This is a genomic window from Bradyrhizobium sp., assembly GCF_030697065.1.
Classification (GTDB): domain Bacteria; phylum Pseudomonadota; class Alphaproteobacteria; order Rhizobiales; family Xanthobacteraceae; genus Bradyrhizobium.
Window position 1 is genome coordinate 19125 of record NZ_JAUYQU010000027.1, and the last position, 18221, is coordinate 37345.

General features: G+C 63.0%; 16 protein-coding genes. 9 read left to right on the top strand and 7 right to left on the bottom strand.

Annotated elements, in window-relative coordinates; translation table 11 throughout:
- Positions 1-906 precede the first annotated feature (906 nt).
- From Q8R73_RS02160 to Q8R73_RS02190, 7 genes are all read left to right on the top strand, one after another.
- Entirely contained in the window at positions 907-1485 is a 579-nt protein-coding gene (locus tag Q8R73_RS02160) for a peroxidase-related enzyme (RefSeq protein ID WP_305717909.1), read from the top strand.
- A 157-nt stretch (positions 1486-1642) separates the two neighbouring features.
- The gene (locus Q8R73_RS02165) at positions 1643-2002 is read left to right on the top strand and encodes a hypothetical protein (RefSeq protein WP_305717910.1); all 360 of its coding nucleotides are present in this window, start codon (positions 1643-1645) and stop codon (positions 2000-2002) included.
- 243 nt (positions 2003-2245) lie between these two features.
- Positions 2246-2533 carry an acyl carrier protein gene (locus Q8R73_RS02170; protein ID WP_304738538.1) on the top strand — a complete coding sequence of 96 codons (288 nt, stop codon included), beginning with the start codon at positions 2246-2248 and terminating at the stop codon, positions 2531-2533.
- Positions 2534-2542: 9 nt separating this feature from the next.
- Complete coding sequence (locus Q8R73_RS02175) at positions 2543-3013, top strand: 3-hydroxyacyl-ACP dehydratase FabZ family protein (RefSeq protein WP_305717911.1); 471 nt, start codon at positions 2543-2545, stop codon at positions 3011-3013.
- Positions 3010-4197: a beta-ketoacyl-ACP synthase gene (locus Q8R73_RS02180; protein WP_305717912.1), complete on the top strand. Its 1188-nt coding sequence runs from the start codon at positions 3010-3012 to the stop codon at positions 4195-4197. Before Q8R73_RS02175 ends, Q8R73_RS02180 begins: the two co-directional genes overlap by 4 nt.
- Positions 4198-4224: 27 nt before the next feature.
- On the top strand, positions 4225-5502 hold the full coding sequence (locus Q8R73_RS02185; protein WP_305717913.1) for a beta-ketoacyl-ACP synthase: 1278 nt from the start codon (positions 4225-4227) through the stop codon (positions 5500-5502).
- A gap of 20 nt (positions 5503-5522) precedes the next feature.
- On the top strand, positions 5523-6455 hold the full coding sequence (locus tag Q8R73_RS02190) for a lipid A biosynthesis lauroyl acyltransferase (RefSeq protein ID WP_305717914.1): 933 nt from the start codon (positions 5523-5525) through the stop codon (positions 6453-6455).
- A gap of 38 nt (positions 6456-6493) precedes the next feature.
- On the opposite strand, the gene Q8R73_RS02195 is transcribed toward Q8R73_RS02190, so the two are convergent.
- From Q8R73_RS02195 to Q8R73_RS02225, 7 genes are all read right to left on the bottom strand, one after another.
- Positions 6494-6724, bottom strand: coding sequence for a DUF433 domain-containing protein (locus Q8R73_RS02195; RefSeq protein WP_305717915.1), 231 nt, complete (start codon positions 6722-6724; stop codon positions 6494-6496).
- 107 nt (positions 6725-6831) lie between these two features.
- Positions 6832-7902 carry a polyamine ABC transporter substrate-binding protein gene (locus tag Q8R73_RS02200; protein WP_305717930.1) on the bottom strand — a complete coding sequence of 357 codons (1071 nt, stop codon included), beginning with the start codon at positions 7900-7902 and terminating at the stop codon, positions 6832-6834.
- Positions 7903-7951: 49 nt separating this feature from the next.
- Positions 7952-9115, bottom strand: coding sequence for an aminotransferase (locus Q8R73_RS02205; protein WP_305717916.1), 1164 nt, complete (start codon positions 9113-9115; stop codon positions 7952-7954).
- 8 nt (positions 9116-9123) lie between these two features.
- Positions 9124-9459, bottom strand: a complete 336-nt coding sequence (locus Q8R73_RS02210) for a rhodanese-like domain-containing protein (protein ID WP_305717917.1) — start codon at positions 9457-9459, stop codon at positions 9124-9126.
- Positions 9460-9581: 122 nt separating this feature from the next.
- Positions 9582-11483 carry a potassium transporter Kup gene (locus tag Q8R73_RS02215; protein WP_305717918.1) on the bottom strand — a complete coding sequence of 634 codons (1902 nt, stop codon included), beginning with the start codon at positions 11481-11483 and terminating at the stop codon, positions 9582-9584.
- Between the two features lie 161 nt (positions 11484-11644).
- A complete protein-coding gene (locus tag Q8R73_RS02220) occupies positions 11645-12472 on the bottom strand; it encodes a flagellar motor protein MotB (protein ID WP_305717919.1) in 828 nt (275 codons plus the stop codon).
- 32 nt (positions 12473-12504) lie between these two features.
- Entirely contained in the window at positions 12505-13278 is a 774-nt protein-coding gene (locus tag Q8R73_RS02225; RefSeq protein ID WP_305717920.1) for a motility protein A, read from the bottom strand.
- Positions 13279-13775: 497 nt separating this feature from the next.
- On the opposite strand from Q8R73_RS02225, the gene Q8R73_RS02230 reads away from it, so the two are divergent.
- Positions 13776-15047: an efflux RND transporter periplasmic adaptor subunit gene (locus tag Q8R73_RS02230; protein WP_305717921.1), complete on the top strand. Its 1272-nt coding sequence runs from the start codon at positions 13776-13778 to the stop codon at positions 15045-15047.
- Complete coding sequence (locus Q8R73_RS02235) at positions 15047-18211, top strand: efflux RND transporter permease subunit (protein WP_305717922.1); 3165 nt, start codon at positions 15047-15049, stop codon at positions 18209-18211. The genes Q8R73_RS02230 and Q8R73_RS02235 overlap by 1 nt, the downstream gene beginning before the upstream one ends.
- The last annotated feature ends 10 nt before the right edge of the window (positions 18212-18221 follow it).

Genomic DNA, 18221 nt, shown 5'->3' on the forward strand with positions numbered 1-18221 from the left:
AACTCGCCGCCCTCTCCAATCAGAGGGCGCGGGGAATGCCGGGCGCCCGATGCGCCCGATAGCCACGTGTGCAACGGGTAGAGGTAGAGCGCACACGTGTTGTCAGGTCACACCGGAATCACCCGGCACTCCCCGCGCGATGGTTTAAGCTTATACGTGGTCTCCCCGGTGATCGGCTTTCTTGCCACCGTCGCTTGCGGGACTGACCGCAAGCTTGACACCAGCACCGAGGTGTCAGGACCGCACGATTTCGCATCCGCCTCAGGCGCTCTGGTCAGGAGTGCCATCCGCGTCCACCGCCTCCCCGTCCCGCACTGGTGACCTTGCGCAACGCCCCTCGGAGTGGGACGGGATGGCCAGACATATAGCCCGATCCAGACTTCTGGTAAACAGAATTATTTTTGAGCGAGGGGCTTGACTCTCAATTCTGATAACCAGAATCGATTTGCCCGTCGGGTCGTTTTCTCGCGGGATCGCAGCAGGAAGTCACGACGCGGATCTTGCCAACCGCTGGCGGCCGGTCCGGCGCCCCCAAAACGAAAATATTGAAGACAACCCCATGCACAGATAGCAGCGCGCGCTGTGGGCTTACAACGTCCCGCGAAAACATTTTGACACGTCGGGCAAATCACCGGCACAGTTGCATCATCCCGCGATTTTAGGATGCGCATGGCCCCTGCCCGAAAATAAGAACTTCGGCGATGGGTTGAGCGACCACCGTGCCGAAGCCAAACCCGTTCAGGGCGCAAGCTAAACCCATCGAGGCCGTCGCGACGGTACCGGTTTGATAGACATCTTGCCGGGCAAACTTCGCGCAAACCTCCCACCAGCCCGCCTTGCGCTGACCCAACCATGCATTATGGTCCTGGCCAACCGCATCTCGCGGCGCAAGCCGGAATCTTTTCCATGACCCAGCCCGCCCCAAAACGCTTCCCGACCCCCGCGATCGACTCCCTGCCCGAGGACATCCGCACGCGCCTGCTTGGCGTGCAGGAGAAATCCGGCTTCGTGCCGAACGTGTTCTTGACGCTGGCACACCGGCCCGATGAATTCCGGGCGTTCTTTGCCTATCACGACGCGCTGATGGAGAAGGACAGCGGGCTGACCAAGGCCGAGCGCGAGATGATCGTGGTGGCGACGTCGAGCGCCAACCAGTGCCAGTATTGCGTGATCGCGCATGGCGCGATCCTGCGGATCCGTGCCAAAAACCCGCAGATCGCCGACCAGATCGCGGCCAACTACCGCAAGGCGGATATCACGCCGCGGCAGCGCGCCATGCTCGACTTCGCGATGAAGGTGAGCGCCGAGGCGCACAAGGTTTCGGAAACGGATTTTGCCGCGGTCGCGGCCCACGGTTTTTCCGACGACGACATCTGGGATATCGCCGCGATCTCCGCGTTCTTTGCGCTGTCGAACCGGATGGCCAACGTCACCGCGATGCGGCCGAACGACGAATTCTATCTGATGGGCCGGCTGCCGAAATGAAGTGCGGCACTGCAGCATGATGAATCGCCCGCCGTTGACGGGTTCCGCCGACGCGACTGGCGCGTCCATGCCATGTGAATTTCCTGCCAACTTTTTCTGTGAGACGTGTCGCGGAGCGTGCTAAATCGGAGGTCGATATTTCCCGGAGTTGGCAGCAGTGAAAACCCGGCAGCCCGTTACGCCGCAGCCCATCGCATCGGACGACGAGCATCGCGTGCTCAAGTTCCGGCCGCGTACGCTGGCGCATCCACCGGGCCCGCGGCAGCCGGACCAGCAACAGCCCCAGGATCCGACGCGACATCCGACACGGGATCTCTCGCGCTTCGAGCACGCCCCCGAGGAACCGGACGAGTTCCGTCATCGCATGCTGGCGAACGTCGCCGCCCTCGCCTTTACCCTCGCGCTGACCGCGATCGGAATTTGGCTGGCCTTCAGCATCGCTGATCTGCGCAAGACCCAGGATTGTGTGCTGATGGGACGGCACAACTGCGCCCAGATAGCGACGCCGCGCGGCTGACCGGCTCACAAGCTTCGATAGCGTGAAACGGGGCGCTGCGGTCTTAAATGCATTGATTTTCAGGCAAATCCGGCGGTTTTACCCTGCGAATCCAGCCCCCCGGCGGCTGCGTCCATTGAACTCAGGGCCTCGCTCCGATATACGGGCACTCGACTCCGGCCGGGGGCTTGAGGCATTCCGGAGCGCCGCGCCCAGCTCCAGTGCCGCCATCGGATTTATCTCCAATATATCAAAGGCTTAATGATGTCTTCTACATTCGATCAGATCGCCACGATCATCGCCGAGACCTGCGACATCCCGCGCGACACGATCACGCCGGAGAGCCACGCCATCGACGATCTGGGCATCGACAGCCTCGATTTTCTCGACATCGCCTTCGCCATCGACAAGGCGTTCGGAATCAAGATGCCGCTGGAGAAGTGGACCCAGGAGGTCAATGACGGCAAGGCGACCACGGAGCAGTATTTCGTCCTGAAGAACCTCGCCGCCCGCATCGACGAGCTGGTCGCGGCCAAGAGCGCGGGCGCCTAATCGCCCGCCATGAATCTTGATTATTTTCAGCTGATTGACCGCATCGTCGAGTTCAACCTCGAGGCCAGGACGATCGTCGTCGAGGCCCAGGTTCCGCAAGCTCACACCATCTTCGAGGGGCACTTCCCGGGCTTCCCGATCATGCCCGGCGTGCTGCTGACCGAAGCGATGGCGCAGAGTTCCGGCTGGCTGCTGCTCGGCGTGACGAGGTTCGAACGCATGCCGTTCCTGGCGATGGTGAAGGAAGCCAAGATGCGCGGTTTCGTCAGTCCCGGCCAGCTGTTGACGATCGAAGCGAAGGTCGAGCACGAAGGCTCGGGCTTTGCCGTCACCTCGGCCAAGGCGCGGGTCGGCACCGAACTGAAGTGCAGCGCCGACCTCACCTTCCGCCAGATTCCCTTCCCCGATCCGTCCTTGCGCGTCCACATGGATGCGATGGCCAGCAAGATCGGCTTTCCGCTGCAGGCCATGACGCCATGAACGCCCCGAAGGAAGCCTGGATCACCGGCATCGGCATCGTCTCGTCGCTCGGCGAAGGGCTGGACGCGCATTGGGACGCCCTCAATGCACGCCGCATCAATGTCGATGAAAAGCGCTTTGCTCCCTACATCGTTCACCCGCTGGCGCCGGTCAGCTTCGACGCGCAGATCCCGAAAAAGGGCGACCAGCGCCAGATGGAAGCCTGGCAGCGCATCGGCACCTATGCCGCCGGGCTCGCGCTGGACTCCGCCGGCGTCAAGGGCGACCAGGGAATTCTCGGCCGGATGGACATGATCGTCGCGGCCGGCGGCGGCGAACGCGATGTCGCGGTCGACATGTCCATTCTCAATGCGGCTGCGAAGGGCAACTCGGCCCCCGGCTTTCTCAACGAACGGCTGTTGAACGATCTGCGGCCGACGCTGTTCCTGGCCCAACTCTCCAATCTGCTGGCCGGCAACATCGCCATCGTTCACGGGGTTTCCGGCACCTCGCGGACGTTCATGGGCGAGGAGGCCGCGAGCATCGACGCGGCGCGGATTGCGCTGGCGCGGATCGAATCCGGCCAGAGCGACATCACCCTGGTCGGCGCCGCCCATAATGGCGAGCGGAGCGACCTGCTGATCCTCTATGAATTCGGCGACTTCAATCTCAAGGACAAGTTCGATCCGGTTTGGGCGCGCGACAAGCATGGCGGCTTCGCGCTCGGCTCGGCCGGCGTCTTCCTGGTGATCGAATCCAGGGAGCACGCCGAGGCCCGCGGAGCCAAGCCTTACGCGAGGCTGACCAGGGTGGTATCGGATCTGGCGCAGCGCAAGCAGCCGGGCGCGGTGACGAAGTCGCTGGAAGCGCTGTGGTCGAAACTCGACATGCCGGCTGACAATGGCGCCGTGATATCAGGCGCGACCGGCGTCGAACCGGTCACGTCGGAGGAAAAGGCATTTCTGGGCGGGCTCGCCGGTTGTGCCATTCGCGGCACCGGCACCTCGTTCGGCCACACGCTGGAGACCCAGTTTCCACTGGGGTTGGCGCTGGCGGCGCTTTCGATCTCGCGCGGCGCGCTGTTTCCGCCCAACGATCCGACCGGGCTCGAGGTTGAAATGTCGAAACCACCGACCCAGATCGTGGTCACGGGAGCCGGTCACTGGCAGGGCGAGGGCATGGCCCTGGTCGAAGCCATCACGTAGCGACGGCACGGGATCGACGGGGACAACATGACAGCACCACGCGACAAATTCGGCAGGCCGATCGTCGTCGTTACCGGCATGGGCGTCGTCACGTCGCTCGGCGCCGGCAAGTCCGACAACTGGAAGCGATTGACCGCGGGCGAATCCGGCATCCGGACCGTGACGCGCTTTCCGATCGACGGGCTGAAATCGACGATGGCCGGAACGGTCGATTTCGTCACCGTGGACCCCCCCTCATCGACCGCCCTGACCGAGCGCCTCGCCGATATCGCGACCGAGGAAGCGCTCGGGCAATCCGGCATCGGCCGCAAGGGCGATTTCCCGGGACCGCTGTTCCTCGCGGTGGCGCCGGTCGAGGTCGAGTGGCCGCAGCGACTGGAAGTCGGGCGCGCCGTCGGCAAGCCGGATTTCGACGTCAACGACGTGCTGGCGATCAGCGGCGGCGGAAAATTCGCGGCGTATCACCACCGCTTCATGTTCGGCTCGGTGGCGGGGCATCTGGCCGAGAAATTCGGCACCAAGGGATCGCCGATCTCGCTGTCGACCGCCTGTGCGTCGGGCGCCACCGCGATCCAGCTCGGCGTCGAAGCCATCCGCCGCGGTGAAACCGACGCGGCGCTGTGCGTGGCGACCGACGGCTCGGTCAATCCGGAAGCCCTGATCCGGTTTTCGCTGCTGTCGGCGCTGTCGACCCAGAACGATCCGCCGCAGGCCGCCTCCAAGCCGTTCTCGAAGAACCGCGACGGGTTCGTGATGGCGGAGGGCGCCGGGACGCTGGTGCTCGAAAGCTACGAAGCCGCGGTCGCCCGCGGCGCGACCATTCTCGGTGTCGTGGCCGGCTGCGGCGAGCTGACCGACTCGTTCCACCGCACCCGCTCCAGCCCGGACGGCAAGCCGATCATCGGTTGCGTGCGCAAGACGCTGGCCGATGCCGGCATGACGCCCGAACAGATCGATCACATCAACGCGCATGGCACCGCGACGCCGGAAAACGACAAGATGGAATATCTCGGCATCTCGGCCGTGTTCGGCGAGCGCGCCAAGCAGATTCCGGTGTCTTCGAACAAGTCGATGATCGGCCATACCATCTCGGCCGCAGGCGCGGTCGAAGCGATCATTTCGCTGCTGACGCTCGAGCACCAGCGGATTCCGCCGACCATCAATTACGAGATTCCGGACCCCGCGATACCCTTCGACGTGGTCCCGAACGTCGCCCGCGACGCGCGCGTCACCGCCGTGATGTCGAACTCGTTCGGATTCGGCGGCCAGAACGCCTCGCTGATCCTGACGCGCGAACCGATCTAGCGGCCCGCCAGTCCGTTCCGATGAGCCATCTGGTCCTTCGCACCAAGCTTCATTTGCGCAACTCGGCGAAGTCGCTGGGCGACGCCGCCGTGGGCGCGTTGACGATCGGGATGCTGCGCGTCACCCGCTTCTTCGATCCGTTCAAGACCGCGAACCGGTTCGGCCGCGCGTTGCGATTCATCGGACCGCGGCTGCGCGAAGACCGGATCGGCCGCGAAAATCTCAAGGCCGCCTTCCCGGAAAAGTCGCCGGAAGAAATCGAGAAGATCCTGGCGGGCGTGTGGGACAATCTCGGCCGCATCGGCGCCGAGTTCGCCCATCTCGATCACATCTGGGATTACGACATCAATTGCCCCGAGAAGAGCCGGGTCGAAATCCCCCAGCGGACCCACGAATTGTTCGCCCAGCTCAAGAATGACGGCAAGCCCGCGCTGATCTTCGCCAGTCATCTCGGCAATTGGGAACTGCCGGCGCTGGCCGCGGTGGCGCACGGGCTGGATGCCGCCATCCTGTTCCGGCGGCCGAACAGCCAGTCCGCCGACCGCGCCATCGAGCGGATCCGCGCCGTGAAAATGGGCACGCTGATTCCGGCCGGCCGGGAGGCGCCGCTGAAGCTTGCCGAAGCCCTGCAGAAAGGCCAGCACGTCGCGATGCTGGTCGACCAGTATCTCACCAACGGCGTCGAGGTGACGTTCTTCGGCCGCAAGACCAAAGCCAACCCGATGCTGGCGCGACTACTGCGCCAGGTCGACTGCCCGATCCACGGCACCCGCATCATCCGCCTGCCCGGCAACCGCTTTCGCGCCGAACTCTCCGAGGAAGTAAAGCCGGTGCGCGACGCCTCAGGAAAAATCGACATCCAGGGCACGATGCAGGCGGTCACCTCGGTGGTCGAGGGCTGGGTCCGCGAATATCCGGAACAGTGGCTGTGGCTGCATCGAAGGTGGCGGTAGGGCTATTTTCCCAGCCGCCGCATCCGAGAAAGCGCATCTCAAGCCGCGCTCGGGTACACTTTCTCTGCACTCAGCGTATCACGCGCATAGGCGAGACACGCGATGACGTCATCGTGCGAAACATCCGGATAATTCGTCAGGATATCGGCCTCGCCCCAACCATCCGCCAGCAATCCAATGATGAACTCGACCGAGAGCCTGGTTCCGCGAATAACCGGCTTGCCCGCAAGCACGTCTGGCGACAGCGAGATCCGAGGATGTTCGGCCATGATTGATCGCTTGCTCCATTCTCCGAACCGATATTATCCGAACGCCGCGGCCCGATCAAACAAGGCGAGGGCCGTCCGTCTGCCGACCATCCGTCCGGCGACGGCAGCTACCTCCCCGTCTTCACCCGGGTCCACAGCCGGTTGATGACGCGCTGGGTCTTGGGGTCGCGGGCGGTGATGACGAACAGTTTTGCGATGGTGGCTTCGTCCGGATAGATGTTCCGGTCGTTGAGAATCTTCGGATCGATCAGCTTCTGGCTTGCCAGATTGCCGTTGGCGTAGGACAGGAAATCGGAATTTCTGGCTGCGACCTCGGGCCGGTAGAGATAATTGATCAGCTCATAGGCCTCGGCGACGTTGTTCGCATCGGCCGGAATCGCCAGATTGTCGAAGAACATCTGCGCGCCTTCCTTCGGGATCGCATAGCCGATCTCGACGCCGTTTTTGGCCTCCGCCGCGCGGCTTCGCGCCTGCATGATGTCGCCGGACCAGCCGACCACGAAGCAGATCTCGCCGGAGGCCATCGCGCCGAGATATTCGGAGGAATGAAACTTGCGGACGAAGGGCCTGATCCTGCCGACCAGTTCGGCGGCCTTTTCCAGGTCGGCCGCCTTGGTCGAGTTGGGATCGAGCCCGAGATAGCCCAGCGCCGCGGGCAGAATGTCATCGGCAGAATCCAGCATGTGAATGCCGCAATCCTTGAATTTCGCCAGGTTCTCCGGCTTGAAGACGATGTCCCAGCTGTCGATCCTGGCGTCGGGCCCGAGCAGCTTTTGCGCCATCCTGACGTTGTAGCCGATGCCGGTGGTGCCCCACATGTAGTTGGCGCCGTAACTATTTCCGGGATCGTAGGTGGCGAGCCGGTTGGTCACGACAGGCCAGGCATTGGCGAGGTTCGGCAGCTTCGACTTGTCGAGCTTGACGAAGACCTTCGCGGTGATCTGGCGCTGCAGGAAATAGCCGGTGGGAACGACGACGTCGTAACCGGATTTGCCGGCGAGCAACCGGGTCTCCAGGGTCTCGTTGGCGTCGAACGTGTCGTAGACGACCTTGATGCCGGTCTCTTTGGTGAAATCCTCGAGCACCCCCGGCGCCATGTAATTCGACCAATTGTAGAAATTGACGGTGCGCTGCTGCGCCTGCGCAGGCAGCGACCACAACGCCAGCGCCACGGCCATCGCGGCGGCCAACGGGACGTGAGAGCGGTGGCGCATCCCGGCCTTCCTCCTAGCGGCGATGCACCGCGTCCGACAGCCGCTCCAGCGCGGTGTCGAGCGTCGCATCGTTCTTGGAAAAGCAGAAGCGCACCACCGAAGTCACCGGATTCTCTTCATAGAACGCCGACACCGGTATCGCCGCGACCTTGTAATCGCTGACGATGCGCTTGCAGAACGCCTCGTCGGTCTCGTTGAGCCCGAGCGGCGAAAGATCGACGGTGAGAAAATACGTGCCCTGTGATTTGAGCACGGGAAAGCCGATGCTTTCCAGGCCTTTTGTCAATCGGTCGCGGCTGCGCGCCAGTTCCTTGCGCATGTCGAGGAAGTAGTCCGCCGGCTTGCCGAGGCCGTAGGCGACCGCGACCTGCAAATTGGGCGCGGTGGTGAAGGTAAGAAACTGGTGCACCTTGGCGGCGACACGCAGCAGCGGCGGGGCGGCGCAAACGAATCCGATCTTCCAGCCGGTCAGCGAAAAGATCTTGCCGGCGGAGCCGACCTTGATGGTGCGCTCGCGCATGCCCGGAATGGCGATCAGGGGGATATGTTCGCGGCCGTCGAAGATCACATGCTCCCAGACCTCGTCGCAGATCGCGACCGTGTCGAACTCCTGGCAGTAACGCGCCAGCAACTCGAGGTCCTCGCGCGGATAGACCACCGCGGCGGGATTGAGCGGATTGTTGAACAGCACCGCCTTGGTCTTGTGGTTGAAGACGCCCTGCAGCGCTTCCTCGGTCAACCGCCAGTGCGGCGGCTCCAGGCGCACCAGCCGCGGAATGCCGCCGGCCTGGCGGATGATCGGCAAATAGGAGTCGTAGACCGGCTGAAAGCACACCACCTCGTCACCCGGCTCGACCACGGCCAGAATGGCCGATGTCAGCGCCTCGGTGCCTCCAGACGTGACCATCACCTCGCTCATCGGGTCGAGGTCGAGGCCGTGCCAGCGGCCGTAATGGGACGCGATCGCCTGCCGCAGCTCCGGCAGGCCCATCATCGACGGATACTGGTTGTAGCCGTTCATCACGGCGTCGGCCGCGGCCCGCCTGATATCCTCAGGTCCGGGATGGTCGGGAAAGCCCTGGCCGAGATTGATGGCATTGTTGTCGCGGGCGGCTTGCGACATCGCCTCGAAGACGGTGACGGGAAGATTGGAGAAAACCGGGTTCATGGACGTCATGGCAGCGCTCAGCCGCCGCTCTTGGTCGGCAATCCCGCGGCTTTCCAGCCGATGATGCCTCCGGCGAGATGCTTGTCATAGGCAAAACCCGCAGCCTGCGCCGCCAGAGAGGACGTCACCGATCGCTTGCCGGAGCGGCAGGCGAAAACCACCTCTTTGCCCTGCGGATCCGGAATATCATTCGCATCGAAGGTCGAAAGCGGAACGACGACGCCGCCGGGATAGGCTTCCATGGCAACCTCATTGGTCTCGCGGACGTCCACCAGAAGATAACGGCCCTCTGCCACGCCCCGCGATACCTCTTCCGGCGTCAAATCGTGCACCCGATGACCCTGGTCCGCCACTGAAAATCTCCCAATATCCCGACACGAGCGAATTCAGCTGAATCGAGCCGTCGCTCTTCGGCTCCAAACTCGCCTCTGGCGCGGCGAAAATCAAGCGCTTGAAGCCTATCTGGGAGAACACCCTAGATGATGACCTGCGTCCCGACTTCGACGACGCGCCCGGTCGGGATCTGGAAATAGTCGGTGGCGTCGTTGGCGGATTTGCTCATGGCAATGAACAGATGATCCTGCCACTGCGGCATCCCGGACTGCGGCGACGGCTTCAGCGAGCGCCGCGAGACGAAGAACGACGTCGCCATGATGTCGAACTGCCAGCCGAGCTTGCGCGCGATCACCAGCGCCTTCGGGACGTTGGGCGATTCCATGAAGCCGAAGCGCAGCCGGACGGTTGAGAATTTTTCGCTGATCTTTTCCATCCGGACGCGCTCGGCGACGTCGACGCGCGGCGTCTGCGCGGTCTCGATGGTCAGGATCACATTGTGCTCGTGCAGCACCTTGTTGTGCTTGAGATTGTGCAGAAGCGCGGTCGGCACGAAACTGGGGTCGCTGGTGAGAAACACCGCGGTGCCCTTGACGATGTGGGGCGGGCGTTTTTCCAGGCTCTTGATCAGGTCATCGAGCGGCACCTCGATGCGCCGCGTCTTCAGGATCAGGATCGCGGCGCCGCGGCGCCAGGTCCAGACCAGGCCCGCCATCAACAGGCCGAACAGCAGAGGCACCCAGGCGCCTTCGAACAGTTTCAGCAGATTGGCGGCAAAGAACGTCATGTCGACGACGATCAGCGGCACGATCACCGCGGCGGCCGTGGCCGCTTTCCAGTTCCACAGCTTCCAGATCACGACGAAACCCATGATGCCGTCCACCACCATCGTGGTGGAGACGGCGATGCCATAGGCGGAGGCCAGCCCGCTGGAGGTGCGGAACAGCAGCACCAGCAGCAGCACGCCGATCAGCAGCAGCCGGTTCACGCGCGGCAGATAGATCTGCCCGGCATGGGCCTCCGAGGTGTAGCGGACCTCGAAGCGCGGCAACAGGCCGAGCTGCACCGCCTGGCGGACCAGCGAAAAGGCGCCGGTGATCACGGCCTGGCTGGCGATGACCGTCGCCGCGGTCGCCAGGATGACCAGCGGTATCAGCATGATTTCCGGAACCAGCCGGTAGAACGAGTTCTCGATCGCCGCGGGATTGGCCAGCACAAGCGCGCCCTGGCCGAAATAATTGATTAGCAGCGCCGGCAACACGAAGTAGAACCATCCGGCCTGGATCGGCTTGCGACCGAAGTGCCCGAGATCCGCATACAGCGCCTCGCCGCCGGTCACCGCGAGAAAAACCAGCCCCAGCGTCACCAGGCCTATCGTTCCATGCGAGAACAGGAACTGGATCGCATACCAGGGATTGATCGCCGCCAGCACCGACGGATCGTCGCTGATATGCAGCAAGCCCAATACGAGCAGCGTGGTGAACCAGAGCATCATCACCGGCCCGAACGCCGCCGCGACGCGGGCGGTACCGCTGCTTTGCACCGAGAACAGCCCGACCAGAATCAGGATCGTCAGCGGCACGACGTAATCTGCCAGCGCCGGCGTGACGAGCTTGAGGCCCTCGACCGCCGACAATACCGAAATCGCCGGCGTGATCATGGAATCGGCGATGAACATCGAGCCGCCGAGCACGCCCAGCGCCAGCAAAAGCCAGCTGCGGCGGCCGAGCGCGCGCTGGCCGAGCGCCATCAGCGAAAGCGTGCCGCCCTCGCCGTTATTGTCGGCGCGCAGCAGCAGCAGCACGTATTTTGCGGTGACGACGATGAACAGCGACCACAGGATCATGCTGAGAACGCCGAGCACGATGTCGCGCGTAACCGGTCCGCCATGCGCCGCGGCGTGGACCGCCTCGCGAAATGCATACAGCGGAGAGGTGCCGATATCGCCGAACACCACGCCGATGCTGCCCAGCGTCAGGGCCCAAAATCCGGTGGTCGCGGGCGCCGCCTCATGGGCTTCGGGTGTGGGAACGCTGGGAGCCATGATGTCTGAAGACGCTTTGTCGATTGATATGCCCGGGCCGGCTATCGACGCCTTCCTGGGAAGCTTGTCAACCGCTGCTCCCTGGCACCGCCGGATGACGCAAACTCACCCGCAAACGCGAGCTTTCGGCACCGAATAAGGTATCATGGTAGCGTTTTCGGCTACGGCTTCAGTCCGGGCGGCAGCGGCGGATCCTCACGCATCAGCGTGATGGTCACACGGCGGTTGGCCGACAGGGTCGGATCGTCGGGAAACAGCGGCTGGCTGTCGGCCTTTCCCGAGACGGCGAAGATGTGGGATGTCGGCACCCCCTCCCATTCCAGGATCTGGCGCACCGCGTTGGCGCGGTCGGCAGACAGATCGAACGCGCCATACTCGTTTCGCGACGGCACGAAACCCGCCGCGGTGTGACCGACGATGGAGATGCGAAGCGGGGTCGCCTTAAGCGGGCCGGCAAGCTTCTGGATCAGCCGGCGGGTGCGGTCATACGGCGCCTTGGAGCCGTCGGCAAACATCGACCGGCCGTCCTGATCGACGATTTCCAGGTTGAGGCCCGCATTGGTTTCCTCGAACATGATGTGCTTGGAGATTTCGGTCAGTTCCGGCATGTCCTGCAGCGCCTGCCGTAGCGACGCCGAGGCCAGCGCGAATTCACGATCGATTTTCAGCCGGGCGCCCTGCGCCAGGCTGTTTTCCTTTTCATCCGGTGTCGGCGTGTTGGAGGCTTCCTCGGGCGGAATATGCGCGGCGTTCTTCAGCTTTGCCCTGGTCGGCAGGCCATCGGATTCGATGATCCCGGAATAGCGCGCCTCGGTCTGCACCCCGAACGCGTCGCGCATCGAGCCGGCGACCACCTTCAGCTTCACCGAGTCCTGGGTCGAGAACGCGACCAGCATCACGAAGAATGCCAGCAGCAATGCCATCAGATCGGCGAAGGTCACGAACCAGCCGTGCCCGCCATGTGCCTCTTCGCGCTTCTTCTTGGCCATGTTCTATGTCCGCGCCTGTATGTCGCCGTTGATCAAGCGGGAACCAGTTCGCCCTCTTCGTGACGGTGTTTTTCGGGCAGATAGGCCAGCAGCATTTCACGCACCAGCGTCGGGCTCTTGGAATCGCGGATCATCAGAATGCCGTCGATGATCAGCGTGCGGTTGGTTTCCTCGTCGATCAGCCTGCCATGCAGCTTGTCGGCGATCGGCAGGCAGATCAGGTTCGCCACCAGCGCGCCGTACAGCGTCGCCAGCAAGGCCACCGCCATGAAGGGGCCGAGCTTCGAGGGATCCGACATGTTCGAGAACATCTGCACCATGCCGAGCAGCGTGCCGATCATGCCGAAGGCCGGTGCGCAGTCGCCGATGGCGCGATAGATCTTCGACCCTTCGTTCAGGTGCAGCAGGAAATTGTCGCGGTCGCGCTCGAGATTGTCGCGGATGAATTCCAGATCGTAGCCGTCGGCGACGTAGCGAATTCCCTTGGCGAGGAACGGCTCTGAGGTTTCGACCTTTTCCAGGCCAACCGGACCCTGCTTGCGCGCGACCTCGGCGATGCGGGCCAGTTCGTCGACCAGGTCGCGCGCCGAAAGGCTGCTCAGCTGGAAGGCGAGTTTGGCGCCGAGCGGCAAGCCATGGATCATCGCCGACATCGGGAACCGGATCAGCGTCGCGGCGAACGAGCCGCCGAAGATGATGATGACGGCGTGGATGTCGTAGAACATCCGGAAGTCGCCGCCCATCAGGATGAGCGTCGACAGAACGATCGCGCCGGAAATCAGGCCAAGAAGGGTAGCGATATCCATCATAAACTCCGACGCACACGCACTCGACCGGCCATTCTGGGCGGCGACGCCGCCCATCCCGGGCCGCGCTCAGGAACCCTACGTCGCTGCCATTAAAGACGCGTAAAGGTTAAGCGCCCGCGAGGCCGTAAAAGACCTCAACAGCCGCCGCGCGATGCGGCATTTGTAAAGGTCTTGCTAACCAATGGCGCGCCGGCTGATGCGCCAAGGTTCAAATGTCGACCCGGCCCGCCGCGCGGGGTGTCCGGCCAGCCGTTCACGGGGATTTTCGGTGAGCGGCGGGTGAAGGTTTGAGACCTGCGAAGCGGAAAGTGTCCTGACCGAGGGAACCGCGGGGGTGCGCCAACGCTTAGGATTTTAACCCGGGTTCATGGAGGCGTTGTTGTTGCGATCCTGCCAGTGAGCTGCAGCCTCCACCAATTCAGCAAGCTGCCTTTTCACACGCACCAGACCACCCTGAACGTCGGTCGTTCCAGCAGACCGGCGACGCTCCCGACTTGAACGACGACCGCCTTGCCAGCGAAGGAATCTCAATGAGGACGTCTCACGTTGCGATTGTTGCGGTCGTCGTTCTGGGCTGTGTCGCTGCCGGATACTACTTCCTTGCCGCCAGGCCGGAGCAGGCAGCAAGGCCGGCCACTCCCCCTGCCGAAGTCGGCGTCATTAAGGTCCAGCGGGTGGACGTACCGCTGCCCCTGACCTATGCCGGCCGCGTCGCGGGCTTTCGCAACGTCGAAATCCGCGCCCAGGTCAGCGGTATCATCCTGAAGCGCGAATTCGTGGAAGGGGCGAAAGTCAAACAGGGCGACGTCCTGTTCCGCATCGACCCGCGCTCGTATCAAGCAGCCCTGGACCGTGCCGCCGCGCAACTCGCGCAGACCCAGGCCACGCTGACCCAGACCGAGGAAAACTACCGCAGGATCGAGGAACTCTCGCAGAAGCAGGTGGCGACCGAAAAACAGCTGGAGGACGCACGCGCCGCCCGCGATCTCGCGCGCGCCGCGGTTCAAGGCGCGCAGGCGGAAATCCAGACGGCAAAGTTGAATATCGAGTTCACCACCGTGACCGCGCCGGTCAGCGGGGCGACCAGCCTGGCCTCCCCGCCCGAAGGCTCACTCGTCCAGGCCCAGCAAACCGTCCTCACCACGATCACGCAGCTCGACCCCGCCTATGTGAACTTTTCGACCAGCGAATCGGAGTTCGTCGAGCTTCGCGGCATCAACCGGGCACGCGAGAAGCCGCTGACCCTTGATGATATCGAGGTCGCCTTGCAGTTCGGGGATCGTTCGCCGTTTCCTGTCAAGGGCAAGCTCGACGTTTCCGCATCCACCGTCGATCCGCGAACCGGCACCCTGCAGATCCGATCGATCTTCCCGAACGCCGACGGCGCGCTGCTGCCGAACCAGTTCGTTCGTGTGCTGCTTACGGGCGTATCGCTGCAGGACGTCGTCATCGTGCCACAGCAGGCGGTCTCGCAAGGACCTCAGGGCGCATTCGTCTATGTCGTCAATTCCGCGAACGACGGCGTGATGGTGCGTCCGATCAAGCTCTACCGGGAAGTCGCCGGCGGCTGGGCTGTCCAGGACGAACTGAAAGACGGCGAAACCATCGTTGTGGATGGTTTGCAGCGGGTGAAGCCGGGCGCACCAATCAAGCCGGTGCCGTTCGAACCGGTAGCCAATCCGTCGAATGCAGCAAAGTCCAAATCCGGTGAACCGGGATCCGGTGCCGCACAAGCCGCGCCCGGCAATCCAGGTCGGGCCAAGTGATGTTTTCGAAATTCTTCATCGACCGTCCGGTCTTCGCCGCCGTCATCTCGATCATCATCGTTCTGGCTGGCCTCATGGCCCTGCGGGCCCTGCCGGTTGCGCAGTATCCAGCGATCGTACCGCCGGAAGTCAGGGTCACCGCCAGCTATCCCGGCGCGTCGGCGCAAACCATCGCGGAGACGGTGGCTGCTCCGCTCGAGCAGCAGATCAACGGCGTTGAAAACATGCTGTACATGCGCTCGACCTCTACCGGCTCCGGAACGCTCACGATTTCCGTGACATTCGCCATTGGCACCGATCCCGACCAGAACACGATCAACGTGACCAACCGGGTGCAGCGGGCCACGCCGCTGCTGCCCTCCGAGGTGCAGCGCCAGGGCGTGGTCGTGCAGAAGCGCTCGGCCGCCATCCTCCAGGTTCTGACGATGTCTTCGCCCAGCAACCGCTACGACACCGTATTCATCGGCAACTACGCACTCATCAATATCATCGACGAGCTGCGGCGCACGCCGGGAGTCGGCGACGCTTCGTTGTTTGGTGCCTCCGACTATTCGATGCGGATATGGCTTCGTCCGGACAAACTGGCCCAGTTCAGCCTTACACCCGGTGACGTCGCCGCGGCGATTCGCGAACAAAACGCGCAATTCGCCGCGGGCCGTTTCGGCGAAGAGCCACAAAAGGATGCAACCACTTTCACCTATTCGGTTACCACCCAGGGACGCTTCGCCGACCCTCGGGAGTTCGAGGATATCATCATCCGCTCGGACGCGTTTGGCGGCGCCCTCCGTGTCAAGGACATCGCGCGCGTCGAACTGGGCGCGCTCAATTACAGCTTCTCGGCGACCTACAATGGAGCGCCGACCGTCCCGATCGGTGTGTACCTGCAACCAGGCGCCAACGCCCTCGAAGTCGCCAAGAGCGTCAAGGAGACGATGGATCGCCTTCAGGCCCGCTTCCCTGAGGGCGTGGAGTATCGGATTCCGTTCGACACGACGCGGTTCGTCGAGGTGTCGATCGAGGAAGTGATCAAGACCTTCATTGAGGCCATCATTCTCGTCATCGCCGTGGTCTTCGTCTTTCTCCAAAGCTGGCGCGCGACTCTGATTCCCGTCCTCGCCATTCCGGTCTCGCTGATCGGCACTTTCGGCGGAATGTACCTGCTCGGATTCTCGGTCAACCTGCTGACGTTGTTCGGACTCGTGCTGGCGATCGGGATCGTCGTGGACGACGCGATCGTGGTGCTCGAAAACGTCGAGCGGATCATGCGGACCGAGAAAAAAAGTCCTCGCGATGCCGCCATCAAGGCCATGGAGCAGGTCAGCGGCCCGGTGGTCGCCATCGTTCTCACGCTCTGCGCGGTATTCATTCCGGTCTCATTTCTCGGCGGGCTTGCGGGGGAATTGTATCGACAGTTTGCCGTGACCATTGCGGTTTCCGTCGTGATCTCCGGCATCGTGGCGCTCACGCTGACTCCTGCCCTGGCCGCGCTGCTGCTAAAAGAGCAGCATGAAGAGCCCGCAAGACCGTTCAGGATCTTCAATCGCGGTTTCGACTGGCTTACTGACCGCTACGGGTCCGTCGTGACCTTCTTCCTGAAACGCACATTCCTGTCGCTGGCGGTCGTCGCCGTGATGTTGGCCGCAACGGGGCTGCTGTTCTCCAAGGTGCCGGGCAGCCTCGTGCCACAGGAGGATCAGGGCTATGTGCTGATGGTCACCTCGCTGCCGCCGGCAGCCGCCCTCAGCCGGACCAAGGCGATCCAGGACATCACCGCCAACGAGATCAAGAACATGCCGGAGGTCCGGGGCGTGGTGTCGCTCACGGGGTTCGATGTCCTGTCGAGCGCGCAGAAGACCAACGCCGGCGTATCCTTCATTACCCTGAAGGATTGGGCGGAACGAACCAATGCAAAATCGGACGCCCGGCAGATCGCACCGGCTCTCGGCAGCCTGAACACCAAGTTCCGCGACGGCGTGGTGTTTGGATTAAACCCGCCGCCGATCCAGGGTATCAGCACCACCGGCGGCTTTGAGCTTTATCTCCAGAACCGTTCCGGGGCGTCTCTGGAAGCGTTGTCGGAAGCGGCCAACAAGATCGTCGCCGAGGCGGCCAAGCGTCCCGAACTGACCGGAGTCAGTTCGCAATTCTCGACTTCGATTCCGCAATACAGGATCAACGTCGATCGCGACAAGGCCAAGACCCTCGGCGTTCCCATCAACAGCATCTTCGAGACCATGCAGAGCGGCTTCGGGAGCCTCTACGTCAATGACTTCACACTGTACGGACGTACCTACCGGGTCAGCCTGTCGTCCGAAGCGGAGTTTCGCAGTTCGCCGGGCGATCTCCGCTTCATCTATGTGCGTTCCGAATCCGGAGCCATGATCCCGCTGGATGCCCTGGTGTCCGTAGACCGAACGATCGGCCCCGATACCGTCGACCGCTTCAACATCTTTCCCTCCGCCAAGCTGCTCGGCAACCCAGCGCCGGGATACTCGTCAGGCCAATCGCTTGCGGCGATGCAGGAGATCGTGACGGCCAATCTCGGGACGGATTATTCGATCGGCTGGACCGGCTCGGCCTACCAGGAGATTTCGACGGCGGGCACCGGCTATCAGGGATTCCTGTTCGGGTTGCTGATGGTCTTTCTCATCCTGGCGGCGCAGTACGAAAGATGGTCCCTGCCGCTGGCCGTGCTGACTGCCGTGCCGTTCGCACTGTTCGGGGCCATCGTTGCGATCTGGCTGCGGGGCATCGAAAACGACATCTACTTCCAGATCGGTCTCATCACCCTGATCGGGCTTGCGGCAAAGAACGCGATCCTGATTGTGGAGTTCGCCGCGCAGCGGCACCGTGAGGGTCTGTCGGTCTACGATTCCGCAATCGAAGCGGCGCGCCTGCGATTTCGCCCGATCATCATGACTTCGCTGGCGTTCATACTCGGCGTGCTGCCGCTGGCGATTTCCAGCGGAGCAGGTTCTGCCAGCCGACATTCCATCGGCACCGGCGTGATCGGCGGCATGATCGCGGCCACGGTTCTGGCGATCATTTTCGTTCCGCTGTTCTTCCGTCTGGTGACACGCGACCGAAGACATTCGTCCGCTGAATTGCGGACGGTACCGGGCAACACGAGTTCAAGCGAATCTCGGACCGGAACACCCAAGTAGCCGGAATCGA

What these genes read in the sequence shown, in the direction of transcription:
- Q8R73_RS02160 (WP_305717909.1), top strand. Translation starts at nt 907, where the DNA reads ATGACCCAGCCCGCCCCAAAACGCTTCCCGACCCCCGCGATCGACTCC.
- Q8R73_RS02170 (WP_304738538.1), top strand. Translation starts at nt 2,246, where the DNA reads ATGTCTTCTACATTCGATCAGATCGCCACGATCATCGCCGAGACCTGC.
- Q8R73_RS02175 (WP_305717911.1), top strand. Translation starts at nt 2,543, where the DNA reads ATGAATCTTGATTATTTTCAGCTGATTGACCGCATCGTCGAGTTCAAC.
- Q8R73_RS02180 (WP_305717912.1), top strand. Translation starts at nt 3,010, where the DNA reads ATGAACGCCCCGAAGGAAGCCTGGATCACCGGCATCGGCATCGTCTCG.
- Q8R73_RS02185 (WP_305717913.1), top strand. Translation starts at nt 4,225, where the DNA reads ATGACAGCACCACGCGACAAATTCGGCAGGCCGATCGTCGTCGTTACC.
- Q8R73_RS02190 (WP_305717914.1), top strand. Translation starts at nt 5,523, where the DNA reads ATGAGCCATCTGGTCCTTCGCACCAAGCTTCATTTGCGCAACTCGGCG.
- Q8R73_RS02195 (WP_305717915.1), bottom strand. Translation starts at nt 6,724, where the DNA reads ATGGCCGAACATCCTCGGATCTCGCTGTCGCCAGACGTGCTTGCGGGC.
- Q8R73_RS02200 (WP_305717930.1), bottom strand. Translation starts at nt 7,902, where the DNA reads ATGGCCGTGGCGCTGGCGTTGTGGTCGCTGCCTGCGCAGGCGCAGCAG.
- Q8R73_RS02205 (WP_305717916.1), bottom strand. Translation starts at nt 9,115, where the DNA reads ATGACGTCCATGAACCCGGTTTTCTCCAATCTTCCCGTCACCGTCTTC.
- Q8R73_RS02215 (WP_305717918.1), bottom strand. Translation starts at nt 11,483, where the DNA reads ATGGCTCCCAGCGTTCCCACACCCGAAGCCCATGAGGCGGCGCCCGCG.
- Q8R73_RS02220 (WP_305717919.1), bottom strand. Translation starts at nt 12,472, where the DNA reads ATGGCCAAGAAGAAGCGCGAAGAGGCACATGGCGGGCACGGCTGGTTC.
- Q8R73_RS02225 (WP_305717920.1), bottom strand. Translation starts at nt 13,278, where the DNA reads ATGGATATCGCTACCCTTCTTGGCCTGATTTCCGGCGCGATCGTTCTG.
- Q8R73_RS02235 (WP_305717922.1), top strand. Translation starts at nt 15,047, where the DNA reads ATGTTTTCGAAATTCTTCATCGACCGTCCGGTCTTCGCCGCCGTCATC.